General features: G+C 64.2%; 10 protein-coding genes. 6 read left to right on the top strand and 4 right to left on the bottom strand.

Going from position 1 to position 13,992, the window contains the following annotated elements:
- The first annotated feature begins 412 nt into the window (after positions 1-412).
- The 5 genes from mnmE (at position 413) to IVA82_RS24295 (ending at position 6,580) form a co-directional block, all read left to right on the top strand.
- The gene (gene mnmE / locus IVA82_RS24315) at positions 413-1,744 is read left to right on the top strand and encodes a tRNA uridine-5-carboxymethylaminomethyl(34) synthesis GTPase MnmE (RefSeq protein WP_247385846.1); all 1,332 of its coding nucleotides are present in this window, start codon (positions 413-415) and stop codon (positions 1,742-1,744) included.
- A gap of 246 nt (positions 1,745-1,990) precedes the next feature.
- The gene (mnmG, locus tag IVA82_RS24310) at positions 1,991-3,871 is read left to right on the top strand and encodes a tRNA uridine-5-carboxymethylaminomethyl(34) synthesis enzyme MnmG (protein ID WP_247385847.1); all 1,881 of its coding nucleotides are present in this window, start codon (positions 1,991-1,993) and stop codon (positions 3,869-3,871) included.
- Positions 3,872-4,012: 141 nt separating this feature from the next.
- On the top strand, positions 4,013-4,654 hold the full coding sequence (gene rsmG / locus IVA82_RS24305) for a 16S rRNA (guanine(527)-N(7))-methyltransferase RsmG (RefSeq protein WP_247385875.1): 642 nt from the start codon (positions 4,013-4,015) through the stop codon (positions 4,652-4,654).
- Between the two features lie 29 nt (positions 4,655-4,683).
- Positions 4,684-5,538, top strand: a complete 855-nt coding sequence (locus IVA82_RS24300) for a ParA family protein (RefSeq protein WP_247385849.1) — start codon at positions 4,684-4,686, stop codon at positions 5,536-5,538.
- A 157-nt stretch (positions 5,539-5,695) separates the two neighbouring features.
- Complete coding sequence (locus IVA82_RS24295) at positions 5,696-6,580, top strand: ParB/RepB/Spo0J family partition protein (RefSeq protein WP_247385850.1); 885 nt, start codon at positions 5,696-5,698, stop codon at positions 6,578-6,580.
- A 140-nt stretch (positions 6,581-6,720) separates the two neighbouring features.
- Here IVA82_RS24295 and holA read toward each other — a convergent pair whose 3' ends face one another.
- The 4 genes from holA to IVA82_RS24275 all read right to left on the bottom strand — a co-directional run bounded on the left by holA (position 6,721) and on the right by IVA82_RS24275 (position 12,860).
- Complete coding sequence (gene holA / locus IVA82_RS24290) at positions 6,721-7,749, bottom strand: DNA polymerase III subunit delta (protein ID WP_247385858.1); 1,029 nt, start codon at positions 7,747-7,749, stop codon at positions 6,721-6,723.
- 57 nt (positions 7,750-7,806) lie between these two features.
- The gene (gene lptE / locus IVA82_RS24285) at positions 7,807-8,358 is read right to left on the bottom strand and encodes an LPS assembly lipoprotein LptE (RefSeq protein ID WP_247385860.1); all 552 of its coding nucleotides are present in this window, start codon (positions 8,356-8,358) and stop codon (positions 7,807-7,809) included.
- Positions 8,345-10,984 carry a leucine--tRNA ligase gene (leuS, locus tag IVA82_RS24280; protein WP_247385861.1) on the bottom strand — a complete coding sequence of 880 codons (2,640 nt, stop codon included), beginning with the start codon at positions 10,982-10,984 and terminating at the stop codon, positions 8,345-8,347. Before leuS ends, lptE begins: the two co-directional genes overlap by 14 nt.
- 178 nt (positions 10,985-11,162) lie before the next feature.
- Complete coding sequence (locus tag IVA82_RS24275) at positions 11,163-12,860, bottom strand: diguanylate cyclase (RefSeq protein WP_247385872.1); 1,698 nt, start codon at positions 12,858-12,860, stop codon at positions 11,163-11,165.
- A gap of 106 nt (positions 12,861-12,966) precedes the next feature.
- Here IVA82_RS24275 and IVA82_RS24270 point away from each other — a divergent pair, with 106 nt between their 5' ends.
- Complete coding sequence (locus tag IVA82_RS24270) at positions 12,967-13,656, top strand: YggS family pyridoxal phosphate-dependent enzyme (RefSeq protein WP_247385874.1); 690 nt, start codon at positions 12,967-12,969, stop codon at positions 13,654-13,656.
- The last annotated feature ends 336 nt before the right edge of the window (positions 13,657-13,992 follow it).

Here is a 13,992-nt window from a genome sequence, read left to right as displayed (position 1 = left end):
CGAAGCCGACGTGACGGAGTCCACCATCTGAACCTCTGGCGCGGACGCAAAACAAGCCGTTCGCGCTCAATCCGGTGAACCGCCGTATACGGACCCGTATGTACGGTGGTGTGGGAGGGGAGAGTCGCGAGACTCCCCCTAATCCCGTTTGCAGCGTTGCTGCAGCGAAAGTGCAACATGACTGGCGGCTCAAGGGTTGGTTTCGAGGCCATTTAAGTCTTTGATATTATTTCGTAATTATTGTATTTGAGCTGAGGATCGGAGGCTGCGGCAGAGGTTTTTGCAGCAAATTTCTCAGCTATGTTGCAGTGCAATAAAGGCCGTTTGGCTGCAGGTCCCGGTGCAGCAATCGGGCTGCATAACGCTCAAAAACGGATATTTGCCTTTTCGCGGCCAGCCGGACAAATAGGCCATGCATCCGGGAGATCAGACCATCTTCGCGTTGTCGTCCGGTCGGCCGCCGAGCGCGATCGCCGTGGTGCGCGTCTCCGGATCGCAGGCCGGACAGGCGCTGGCAACGCTGGCGGGGACGCTGCCAGCGGCGAGGCGGGCGAGCCGGCGTCTGCTCCGTGACGCGTCCGGGCAACCGATCGACGATTCTGTCGTGCTCTGGTTTCCGGGCCCGGCGAGCGCGACGGGCGAGGACGTTGCCGAATTTCACGTCCATGGCGGCCGCGCGGTGCTCTCGGCGCTCCTCGCCGCCATTTCTGACATTCCGAATATGCGTGCGGCCGAGCCGGGCGAATTCACCCGGCGCGCCTTCGAGAATGGCAAGCTCGATCTCACTGAGGCCGAGGGCCTCGACGATCTTATCCATGCCGACACCGACCGCCAGCGCCGTCAGGCGCTGCGCCAGTTACAGGGCTTGCTCGGCAATCGTGCGCGGGACTGGCGTGAGCGGATCATCGAGGCGTCCGCGCTGATCGAGGCTGGCATCGATTTCTCGGACGAGGGTGATGTACCGGCCGAGCTGATGGCGCCGGCGATGCAGGCAATCAAGGCGTTGCAGGCCGAAATCGCAGAAGTCCTTGCGGCACAGGGCCAGGCTGAACGCCTGCGAGACGGCCTCGTCGTCGCGATTGCCGGTCCGCCGAATGTCGGAAAATCGACCCTGATCAACCAGCTCGCGCGCCGCGAGGTCGCGATCGTCTCTCCGCATGCCGGGACGACGCGCGACGTGATCGAGGTCCAGCTTGATCTCGACGGCTACCCGGTCACGGTGATCGACACCGCCGGCATTCGCGAAACGGATGATCCGGTGGAGCAGGAGGGTGTACGGCGAGCCGAAGCCCGCGCCGCGGACGCGGACCTCGTGCTTTGGCTGTTGGGTCCCGATTCGGGGGCGAATGAGCGGCTGCCGGCGTCCGTGCCGGTCTGGGCGATCCGCAACAAGATCGATCTGGAGGGCGGGGTCCCGACTGTCGCGGCTGCGGCGGACCGAACCTTCCCGATTTCGGCCCGGCGCGGCGACGGGTTGCCCGACCTGATCCAGGCGCTGGTCGGATTTGCCGCCGACTTCTTCGGGACCAGCGAGGGTGCATTGGTCACCCGCGTCCGTCAGCGGGATCTGTTGCGCCAGGCATTGGACAGCTTGCGCCGGAGTCTGGAGCTTGTAGAAGAGGGCGAGGAGCTGGCCGCCGAAGAGCTCCGCGCCGCCGCTTATGCTCTGGGCCGATTGTTGGGCCGGGTGGACGTCGAGGACGTCCTTGGCGCCATTTTTCAGAAGTTCTGCATCGGAAAGTAGCGCTAGTTCTTCATTGTAGGACTAGCGCTTGTTCCATTGCTTGGTTGTTTCACGTGAAACGGACTAAAGTGGTTCCAACTAGTTTCACGTGAAACATAATGATTTCAGGCGCTGGCTACGGCTACGGTGCAGGGTTGTTTTGCGAAAATTGCATCGGGCGTTTTTTTGAGCGTCCTGTTTCACGTGAAACATTCGACGACCGAGTTTCTACTTCCGGCTTTTTCCACTCTGAGCTAGAAGTCCGCCATGCGTACAGAGCGAGCGAACTTCGACGTCATCGTGATCGGCGGCGGCCACGCCGGCTGTGAGGCTGCGGCTGCCTCTGCCCGGATGGGCGCGACGACGGCTTTGGTGACGCATCGGTTCGCGACCGTCGGCGCCATGTCCTGCAATCCCGCCATTGGCGGTCTCGGCAAGGGCCATCTGGTTCGCGAGGTCGATGCGCTCGACGGTCTGATGGGCCGGGTTGCGGATGCCGGCGGCATCCAGTTCCGCGTTCTTAACCGCCGCAAGGGTCCTGCAGTTCGCGGACCGCGCGCCCAGGCCGATCGGAAGCTCTACGCCGCCGCGATGCAAGCTGCCATTCGCGAGACCGTAGGTCTCTCGGTCATCGAAGGCGAAGCCGACGAACTGATCGTGGTCGATGGCCGGGTGACCGGACTGCGCCTGGCCGACGGTCGGGAGCTCGGGGCAGGGGCGATTGTCGTCACCACCGGCACCTTTCTCCGCGGTCTGATCCATCTCGGCGAGAAGAATTGGCCGGCTGGCCGGGTCGACGAGGCGCCGGCGATGGGCCTATCGGCCTCCTTCGAGCGTGCCGGCTTTACCTTGGGCCGTCTGAAGACCGGGACGCCGCCGCGCCTGGACGGGACCACAATCGACTGGTCCGCCGTCGAAATGCAGCCGGGAGACAATCCTCCGGAGCCGTTCTCGGTCCTGACCGAGCGGATCACCACGCCGCAGATCGAGTGCGGGATCACGCGGACCACGTCGGCGACCCACGAGGTGATCCGGGCCAATGTCCATCGCTCACCGATGTATTCCGGCCAGATCAAGAGCTCCGGGCCGCGCTACTGCCCCTCGATCGAGGACAAGATCGTCCGCTTCGGCGATCGCGATGGCCATCAGATCTTCCTGGAGCCGGAGGGGCTCGACGATACGACGGTCTATCCCAACGGCATCTCGACCTCGCTGCCGGAGGAGGTCCAGCTGGCAATCCTCGCCAGCATTCCCGGCCTGGAGCGGGTCAGGATGGTCCGGCCGGGCTACGCCATCGAATACGACCACATCGACCCGCGCGAACTCGATCCGACCCTGCAGACCAAGCGTCTGCGGGGCCTGTTCCTGGCCGGACAGATCAATGGCACCACCGGATATGAGGAGGCCGCCGGCCAAGGCATCGTGGCCGGGCTGAACGCGGCACTGGCCGCCAGCGGGGCCGCGCTGACGGTGTTCGACCGGGCCGACGGCTATCTCGGCGTGATGATCGACGACCTCGTCACCCGCGGCATCAGCGAACCCTATCGGATGTTCACCTCGCGGGCCGAATACCGGCTGACTTTGCGTGCCGACAATGCCGACCAGCGCCTGACCGAGAAAGGCATTGCCTTGGGGTGCGTCAGGAGCGCCCGGACCCAGCGTCACCGCGCCAAGATGGATGCCCTGAATGCGGCGCGGGCGCTTTCGAAGTCGCTGACCATCACCCCGAACGAGGCGATCAAGCATGGGCTGTCGCTGAACAGGGATGGCCAGCGCCGGTCGGCCTTCGAATTGATGGCCTATCCCGACATCGGCTGGAGCCAGGTCCGTGCGATCTGGCCGGAGCTGGCGGCTACCGATGCCGTGATTGCCACCCATCTCGAGATCGACGCCAAATACGACGTCTATCTCGAGCGCCAAAGCGCCGATGTCGAATCCTTCAGACGCGACGAGGGGCTGGGGCTGTCCGATGTCGACTACCAGCTGGTGCCCGGCCTCTCCAATGAGGTTCGCGCCAAGCTGGAGAAGGCGCGGCCGTTCACCGTTGGCCAGGCCAGCCGGATCGATGGCATGACGCCGGCGGCGCTCGGCATCCTCGCGGCCTATCTCCGCCGCGAAGCACGGAAGACTTCCAAAGCAATCGCATAGGCGTTTCACGTGAAACAGCGCGGGCCGGCAGGCGGCAGACCTTCATCGCCAGAACCTAAGGCGGGCGAGGGCGCGGGACATCGACCCGGATCGGTCCCGATCAATCCGAAGATCGACAAAGCCAGCGCGACCGATAAGTCGCTGGACGCCGTGATCGCTGTCGACAAGGCCGCTGCACTCAAGCTCGCGCCTATTTCACGTGAAACGGAAGCGCGGCTCGATCGCTACATCGCGCTGCTCCGGGAGTGGCAGGCCAAGACCAATCTGGTCGCGCCCTCGACGCTGCCGCAGCTCTGGACCCGGCACATCGCCGATTCGCTTCAGCTTGTGGATCTGGCGCCATCGGCCAAGCGCTGGGCCGACCTTGGCAGCGGCGGCGGCTTTCCTGGTGTCGTGCTGGCCTGTGCGATGACCGGGACAGCGGGAGCCAGCGTCCATCTGGTCGAGCGCATCGCCAAGAAGGCGGCTTTCCTCCGCGAAGCGATCCGCGTCACCGCATCTCCGGGGGTCGTACATCTCGCGGAGATCGGGGATAATGTGGATAGAATCACCGGCCCGGTGGATTGCGTCACCGCGCGGGCACTTGCTCCGCTACATCAACTCATCGGCTTTGCGGAGCCGCTGATGCGCCAGGGTGCAAAAGCATTGTTTCTCAAGGGTCAAGATGTAGAGGCTGAATTGACCGATGCCGCTAAATATTGGAATATTCAGCCTCAGCTCCATCAAAGCCGCACGGGCGATGGCTGGATCGTGGAGCTGACTGCCGTCGAACGGCGCGGGTGAAGCCTTCAGGGGCTGAGTGGGGATTGGCGATGACCGTGATTGACGAACCGCAGCAAGAGCAGACCGAAATCGTCCCGCAGGGCCATCCGCGCATCCTCGCGTTGGCGAACCAGAAGGGCGGCGTCGGGAAAACAACCACAGCGATCAATCTCGGCACGGCGCTCGCGGCGATCGGCGAACGCGTCCTGATCGTCGATCTCGACCCGCAGGGCAACGCCTCGACCGGCCTCGGCATCGATCGCCGCAACCGCTCCTGCTCGACCTATGACGTGCTGATCGGTGAAGCCAATTTGCGCGAGGCGGTGGTCGCGACCGCGGTGCCGCGGCTGCACATCGCGCCCTCGACCATGGATCTCTCCGGCCTCGAGCTCGAGCTCGGCACCACGCCTGGCCGCGCCTTCAAGCTGCGCGATGCGATCGCTGCGCTCAACAACAACGTGTCGCCGGATGCCGACTACACCTATGTGCTGATCGACTGTCCGCCCTCGCTCAATCTGCTCACGGTGAATGCGATGGCGGCGTCGGACGCCATCCTGGTGCCGCTGCAATGCGAGTTCTTCGCGCTCGAAGGTCTGTCGCAACTGTTGCAGACCGTCGAGCAGGTGCGCTCGACGCTCAATCCGAATCTGTCGATCCACGGCATCGTGCTGACCATGTTCGACTCGCGCAACAACCTCTCGAACCAGGTCGTCGCCGACGTCCGGCAGTTCATGGGCGAGAAGGTCTACAAGACCATGATCCCGCGCAACGTGCGCATCTCGGAAGCGCCGTCCTACGGCAAGCCGGTGCTGGTCTACGATCTCAAATGCGTCGGCAGCGAAGCTTATCTGCGCCTAGCCACCGAAGTGATCCAGCGCGAGCGCGAGCTGCGTACGACACATTGAGAGCACCGTCCGTAAGGGTGGGTTAGCGCAGCGTAACCCACCAGCTCTTCCACCTCGAGCAAGCCAGGGTGGGTTACGCTGCGCTAACCCACCCTACGATTCTACGATTCGAAATTCAGTTCTGGAGTGTTGCACCGTGAATCCAAGGGAGCTGGCGATGGCCGACGAAGCGCGTTCGCGACTGGGCCGGGGTCTTGCGAGCCTGATCGGCGATGTCGGCGGTGAGGCACAGCATGTCGATCGTCCGCGCGCGCAGCGCAAGGTGCCGATCGAGTTCATCAAGCCCAATCCGCGCAATCCGCGCCGCGCCTTTTCCGACGTCGAGCTCAAGGAGCTCTCGGACTCCATCAAGCAGCACGGCGTGATCCAGCCGATCGTGGTGCGTCCGGTGAAGGGCGCGCAGGACCGCTACGAGATCATCGCCGGCGAACGCCGCTGGCGCGCTTCGCAAATGGCCGGTTTGCATGAAGTGCCGATCGTGCCGGTCGACATCAGCGACAGCGACGCGCTGGAGTTCGCGATCGTCGAGAACGTGCAGCGCGAAGACCTCAATCCGATGGAAGAGGCGCTCGGCTATCACGCGCTCGCGGGCGAGTTCAAACGCAGCCAGGATGACATTGCAAAAGTCGTCGGCAAGAGCCGCAGTCATGTCGCCAACATGATGCGGCTGACCAAGCTGCCGGCCGAGGTGCAAGTATTCATCGCGGACGGTCAATTGACCGCTGGTCACGCCCGCGCGCTGGTCGGCGTGCCCGATCCGCTTGCGGCCGCCAAGCGCATCGTCGAGGAGGGCCTCAACGTCCGTCAGGCCGAGGCGCTGGCGCACGAAGAGGGCGTGCCGGAGCGCAAGCCGCAGAAGGCGCGCGCAGGCGCCAAGGAGAAGGACCCCGACACGGTCGATCTCGAGAAGCGCGTCAGCGACGCGCTCGGCCTCAAGGTCACCGTCAGCCACCGCGATCCCGGCGGCTCAGTTCAGATCAACTACCGCAACCTCGAGCAGCTCGACGAGGTGATGCGGCGGCTGACGAAGGGCGCGCTCTAGCCTTCCTCGTCATTGCGAGCGCAGCGAAGCAATCCAGAATCTCTCCGCGGAGGGATTCTGGATTGTTTCGTCGCAAGGGCTCCTCGCAATGACGATTGTGAGAGAGTTGCGCTCGCCATGAGCCGTGGAAGAGCGGAGGCTCAGCCGCGCCGCTTCGCGTTCGCGGCGATCGCCATCAGCGTGCGCTGGGCGATGGCGGCGGCGAGCGTGGATTGCTTGCGGGTGTCGAGCGCGGCGGTGGCGAGCTGCTCGATGATGCCGGCAAGCCGTGTCGCGCTGAAATTGCGCAGCGCCGTTTCGACCGCCGGCTTTCGGGAAAAGTGCAGCCGCGGAAATCCGCCGTCGAGCACGGCGGAGGCCGGCGTGCCGTCGGCGATGGCGAGCGCGGACTTGTGCAGCCATGCGGCCTGGCGCTGTGCGGCCGAGATGATCACGCCGGGATAGGTGCCGGCGATCATGGCTTTGGCGAATTCGGTCTCGACGATGTCGGGCCGGCCAGCGAAGGCGCCGTCGACGATCGGATCGAGCTTCAGCTCGGACGCGTCGGCCACCACGGCCATCACGTCGTCCAGCGTGATCTCGCCCTTGCCGTGGGCGTATAGCGTGAGCTTGCGCAGCTCGTTGCGCGAGGCCTGCCGGTCGCCGCCGAGGAACGACATCAGCGCGGCGCGGGCGTCCTGCGCGATGCGCAAGCTGGCGATGCGGAGCTCGTCCTCCATCAGCTTGGCGAGGTCGCGCTCGGTGTCGGGATAGCAAGCGATCGCTACAGCGGTCTTGGCGCGCTCGCAGGCTTTGCGCAGCGGCGATTCCGGGCGCAGCTCGCCGGCCTCGATCACGATGCGGCAATCCTTCATCGACATCTCGGCGAGCGTGTCGACGCCGCTGGCAAAGCTGCGCGAGCCGGCGCGCACGCGGATGGCGCGGCGGCCGCCGAACAGCGGCACCGTCATGGCCTCATCCACCAGGCGCGACGGCTCGGCGGACAGCTCGTCGCCGTCGAGCTTCACCAGCGAGAAGGGGTCGTTGGGATCGTCGACGGCGGATGCGATCAATGCGTCGGCGCGCTCGCGCACGAGGCCGGCATCAGGACCATAGAGCAGGATGATCGGGCGACCCGCATCAGGACGGGCCAGAAAGGCGTCGATCTCTTTTCCACGTAGCGCGACCATGCCGCCTCAAGTCGTCGTTTCGGGTTCGTCTCAGGTGCCCCGAATGACAGGAGTGGTTTACGTGCCTGCGGTGAAGAACGCGGCTAGCCGGGTGTTGATGTTCTCGGCGATCTCGTTGGCGGCACGGTCTTCCGCGTCGCGCAGCCCCCGATTACGGGAGAAACGCTGGTAGGAGCCGGGCATGTCGTAGGACACGCGCGAGAACGTGCTGCCGGTCATCACCGACTTGTTGGTCGCGAGCTCAATCAGGTTGTACTGAGCATCGAGGCTGTATGTTTCGGTTGTCGGCAGCGCCGTGCTGGGATCGACGATCAGGGACGAGCGGCCGGCGCTGAAGCGGAGCACCAGGCGGTGGGTCGGCGGCATACCCGTGGCAGTGCCATAAAGCTTGAACGCAAGGGCGTTACGGACCTCGACCCCGACGCGGGCCTCTCGGGAGGCGTTCGGTTTGTCGACCGGGGGAATTTCGATCCCCATCAGCTTCTCGCGGAGGCCAGGGGTGCCGTCGGTCCGCTCGGCATACATCGGTTGGAAGCAGCCGGCCGTCAGCGCCGCCAGAGCGGCGACCGCCAGCAAGCGGGCTGCGATGCGGATCCTAGCCGACAACATTCACGATCCTCTTGGGGACGATGATCACCTTGCGGACGGGCTTGCCGTCCAGGGCCAGCTTTACCGCATCGAGCGTCAAAACGGCAGCCTCGATTTCCGGATTTTGGGCCGCTGTTGCAACTGTGAGCTCACCCCGCTTCTTGCCGTTGACCTGGACTACAAGCGTCACGCTGTCTTCAACCAGCAAATCGCGTTCGATTTGCGGCCAGGACGCCTCGGAAACCAGCCCGGTCCGGCCCAGCCTATTCGTAAACAAGACCTGCCAGCACTCCTCGGCCAGATGCGGCATCATCGGGGAGAACAGCTGAACCAGGATCTGTCCGGCCTCCCGGATCGCCCAGGCCAAGTCGGGGGCTGGTTGGCCGGGACGCTGCAACACTTCCGAAAAGGCGTTGGCGAATTCGCGGATATGGGCGAGGCAGACGTTGAAGTGCAGCCGCTCGATGCCGGTCGTGACCTTATCCAGCGCGCCATGGGCGGTCTTGCGCAGGGCGGTCGCATCGGCCCCGAACGAAGCCGGCCGCGCCGCTGGCGCGTCCTTGCCCAGTTCCGCGGCCTCGTTCACCAGCCGCCACAGCCGCTGCACGAAGCGCGAGGCGCCCTGGACGCGTTCGTCGCTCCAGATCACGTCGCGGTCGGGCGGAGAGTCCGACAACATGAACCAGCGCGCGACGTCGGCGCCGTAGGTCTCGATGATGTCGTCGGGGTCGACCGTGTTCTTCTTCGACTTCGACATCTTCTCGATCGCGCCGATCTGGATGTCTTCGCCGGTCGTCATCAGAACAGCGCGCCTGCCATTACCGCCGACTTCGATCTTCACCTCGGCCGGCTGGACATAGCTGCCGTCGGCCTTCTGGTAGGTCTCGTGCACCACCATGCCCTGCGTGAACATTCCGGCGAACGGCTCGTCCATCGCGATGTGGCCGGTCGCCTTCATCGCGCGCACGAAGAAGCGGCTGTAGAGCAGATGCAGGATCGCGTGCTCGACGCCACCGATATACTGGTCGACCGGCATCATCCGGTTGGCGACCGCAGGCGTCGTCGGCGAATTTTCGTTCCAGGGATCGGTGAAGCGCGCAAAGTACCAGGACGAATCCACGAACGTGTCCATGGTGTCGGTTTCGCGGACGGCCTTGCCGCCGCATTGCGGGCAGGTGACGTGCTTCCAGGTCGGATGATGGTCGAGCGCGTTGCCGGGCTTGTCGAAGGTCGCGTCATCCGGCAGCTCGACCGGCAAATCGGCATCCGGCACCGGCACGACATCGCATCTCGGGCAATGGATGACGGGAATCGGGCAGCCCCAATAGCGCTGGCGTGAAATGCCCCAGTCGCGCAGGCGGAAATTGACCTGCCGCTCAGCGACCGGCACGTTGCCACGCAGCTCGCTTTCCAGGCGTTTCGCAACTTCGTTCTTGGCCTCGTCGATGGTCATGCCGTCGAGGAAGCGCGAATTGATCATGCGGCCGTCGCCGTCATACGCGGTGTCGGTGATGACGAACGATTTCGGATCCTGGCCTTCGGGGCACACCACCGGCGTATTGCCGAGGGCGTACTTGTTGACGAACTCGAGGTCGCGCTGGTCATGCGCGGGGCAGCCGAAGATCGCGCCGGTGCCGTATTCCATCAGCACGAAGTTGGCGACATAGACCGGCAGCTTCCAGCTGGCATCGAACGGGTGGACCGCGCGGATGCCGGTGTCGAAACCCTGCTTCTCCGCGGTGTCGATGATTTCCTGCGCGGTGCCGATCTTCTTGATCTCGGCGATGAATTCCGCGAGCTTCGGGTCCTTCGCGGCGGCCGCCGTCGCCAGCGGATGGTTCGCCGAGATCGCCATGAATTTTGCGCCGAACAGCGTGTCCGGGCGCGTCGTGAATATCTTCAGCTCGCTCTCGCCGGCCGGCGTCGTCGCCTGATCCAGCGCGAAGCGGACCAACAGGCCTTCGGAACGGCCGATCCAGTTGCGCTGCATCAGCCGGACCTTGTCGGGCCAGCGGTCCAGCCCGTCGAGCGCGTCCAGCAGTTCCTGCGAGTACTTCGTGATCTTGAAGACCCACTGGTTCATTTCGCGCTGTTCGACCACGGCTCCCGAACGCCAGCCGCGACCGTCGATCACCTGCTCGTTGGCGAGCACGGTCATGTCGACAGGGTCCCAGTTCACCTTGCGCTTCTCGCGCTCGGCCAGCCCTGCGCGCAGGAAGTCCAGAAACATCTTCTGTTGGTGCTTGTAGTAGGAGGGATCGCAGGTCGCGATCTCGCGGCTCCAGTCCAGCGACAGCCCGATCGAGCGGAGCTGTTTCTTCATCGCGGCGATGTTGTCATAGGTCCAGGCTTTCGGCGCGACCTTGCGCTCGATGGCGGCGTTTTCGGCCGGCAGGCCGAAGGCGTCCCAGCCCATCGGGTGCAGCACGTTGAACCCTTTGGCGCGCATGAAGCGGGCCAGCACGTCGCCGAGCGTGTAATTGCGGACATGGCCGATATGGATGCGCCCGGAGGGGTAGGGGAACATCTCGAGCACGTAGTATTTCGGCCGCGAATCGTCGTTCTTCGAGACGAAAATCGCCTGCTGGTCCCAGGCGGCTTGCCAGCGCGGTTCGGAATCGCGGGCGTTATAGCGTTCGGAGGTCATGGAATCGTTGGGTTTTCGTGAGTTTCGGGCCGCTTTAAGGAGGGCGGACTAGGCCACAAAAGCGGCCGTGGGGTCAACGGGTTGAATATCCGCGGCCGGTCTGGCTTTCGGATGCCCCGCGAGCCGCGCGCGGCTGATGGCGAGACAAGCGTTCCAGTGTGACCGCACCCGGGCGATATTAGCCCGCCATCATCATATCGGCGGTGCCGCCTTCGATCGGCACGATGCCGTGCTCGGCGACGCTGTTGCGGCCGCGATGCTTGGCGACGTAAAGCGCGGCATCGGCGGCTTCGATCAGGTCGCCGGGGCGCAGGGTCTCGTTGGGCCGCGTTGCAGCGACGCCGATCGAGACGGTGACGATCATGTGGTTCGATGTGATGTGCGGCAGGCAGAGCCTGTGCACGGCCGCGCGCACCTGTTCGCCGATTTCGACGGCGCGGACCACGTCGGTATTCGGCAGCAACAGGCAGAATTCTTCGCCGCCATAGCGCGCCGCAAAACCCATCGTATCGGCGGCGATGCCGGACAGCGATTCGCCGAGCCTGGTCAGGCAGGAATCGCCTTCGAGATGGCCATAGGTGTCGTTGAACAGCTTGAAATGGTCGACGTCGATCATCAACAACGCGAGCTCGCTGCCATATTGCTGTGCGCGCATCCATTCGAAGTCGAGCCGGCTCTGGAAGCCGCGGCGGTTGGCGAGTCCCGACAGCATGTCGATCGAGGCCATCACTGTCAGCCGGTCGTTGCTCGCGACCAGCTCGCGCTCGCGCTGGCTCAGTTGCGCGGCCATCGCATTGAATGCGCGCGCCAGCGGCACGAATTCGGACGGCAGGCGATTGCGCGCAGCGCGGGCCGACAGATCACCCTCGCCGAGCCGCTTGGCCATGTCGGCGAGCATCTCGATCGGCTTGATCACGAGTTTCTCTGCGGCGATCAGCGCGCCGAGCAGGACGAACAGGACCACGAAGGCGAGCTGAAGATAGGCGGTACGAATGTCGCGGCTGACCGCCGCGGACACCTTGTCTTCATCGATGCTGGCGATCAGGCGAGCATTGGTGCCGGCAATACGGATGTAGCTGACCGCGCGCCGGGATCCATCGGCGGCAAGGAAAGACAGCGAGCCCTCGTCCTGGTCCGAACGCAACGCCTTGTCGGCGATCGCCGACATCAGCGGCATGTTGTCGAGGGGCCGGCCGACCGCGCTGTGCTGGTCGGCGGGCGCGGCCAGCACGGTGCCGGCGCTGTCGACCAGAACCGCGGTGATGCCGGCGCGACCGCCCAGATTGTTCATGACCTTCGACATCCAGTCGAGATTGACCGTTGCCAGCACGACGGCATCAGCTACACCGCTGAACGCGGACACCGGATAGACCGCCATGACGGTCGGTGCCGGCACGGGCCGCGACAGGATAAAGTCGCTGAGAACGAAGCGGCCGGTCTCCTGCGCCTGCTGGAAGTAAGGCCGGTCGCTCAGGTCAAGGCCGACATACATGTTGTTGGTGGCGCACTGGATGCGCCCGTCCTGGCCGGCGATGAGAAGCGTGCGGATCCAGGGAAGGCTCGACGGCAGGCTCGCGCGCAGCACATCGCAGCTCTTGCTGATGCCGCCGACGGAGGCGCGGATAAAGGCTTCCGATTTCAGGATGGTCTCGACCGACGAGATCACTTCACGCTGCGCGTCGGCGCTGTGCCTTGCGATGGTGGTGAATTCGGTCGCGGCCTGCGCAATCTGCCTCGCCCGCGTGCCTTCGAGCGAACGGATGCGCTCGAGCATCAAAGGCGCCACCAGAATCACCGCGAGCAACGCAAGCCGTGCCCGGATTCCGAGAACCTGCTTGAGTTTCGCTCGTTTGCGGTTGAAACTGACGCTTGCCATCTTCTGCCCACCCCACGCGGCAAGGTAAAGCGAAGGGTTCAAAAACCCTTTCTTGAACTTGGTAAAATTGGAACTACTTCCGCAACAATCAGTGCCGACCGACATCATGACCGAATCCAACGCCGCGCCGCTAACCGGCCGTTCACCAAACGGGCTCGCCGCAGTCGAAGCGGAGATCGCGCGCGCCTGCACGGAAGCGCGGCGCGATCGCGCCTCGGTCACGCTGATTGCGGTGTCCAAGACTTTCGCCGCGGATGCAATTACGCCGGTTATTGCCGCCGGACAGCGCGTATTCGGCGAGAATCGCGTGCAGGAGGCCAAGGGCAAGTGGCCGGCGTTAATATCTGCTTATCCCGATATCGCACTGCATCTGATCGGACCGCTGCAATCCAACAAGGCGAAAGAGGCGGTTGCGCTGTTCGACGCCATCCATTCGGTTGACCGCCCGAGCATTTGCCAAGCGTTAGCCAAGGAAATCGAATCCCAGAAAAAGCATCCCGAGCTCTTCGTCCAGATCAACACCGGCGAGGAGCCGCAAAAGGCCGGCATTGCGCCCGGCGAGGCCGATGCCTTCCTGGCGAGCTGCCGCGATACCTATGGGCTGACCGTCTCCGGCCTGATGTGCATCCCGCCGGTCGACGAGCCGCCGGCGGCGCATTTTGCGCTCACCGCCAAGATCGCCGCCCGCAACGGTTTGAAGAATCTGTCGATGGGCATGAGCGCCGATTTCGCCACCGCGATCATGCTCGGCGCCACGCATGTGCGCGTGGGCAGTGCGATTTTCGGGCATCGGTAGTTATCGTCTGCGAAGGCCGAGCTTCATCCGAGCTCTCAACTTCGTCATTGCGAGCGAAGCGAAGCAATCCAGCGTCTGCCCCCGGAGGATTCTGGATTGCTTGTGCGCCAGGCAAGCTGGCGCGGTCCAACCGGTGGAAGTCCGGTCCGGGTAAGCCGTAGCGGGCGCCCGGTAGTGAGTGTTGCGGTGTCGTCGGCGACGGCGGCAGCGAAGCGTACACAACGATGCTGTGGGGTGGGCTATTGAGCCGCGAAAGACAGAAACTCGCAGAGGCCGAGGCGGTAAGCAACGTCGAAGGCAACATGTGCGGTCCCGTTATGCGAGGGGCTGACGCTC

It is taken from the genome of Bradyrhizobium sp. 142, assembly GCF_023074015.1.
Classification (GTDB): domain Bacteria; phylum Pseudomonadota; class Alphaproteobacteria; order Rhizobiales; family Xanthobacteraceae; genus Bradyrhizobium.
Note: the sequence above shows the minus strand (reverse complement) of the source record. Positions and strands in the feature narration are given on the sequence as shown.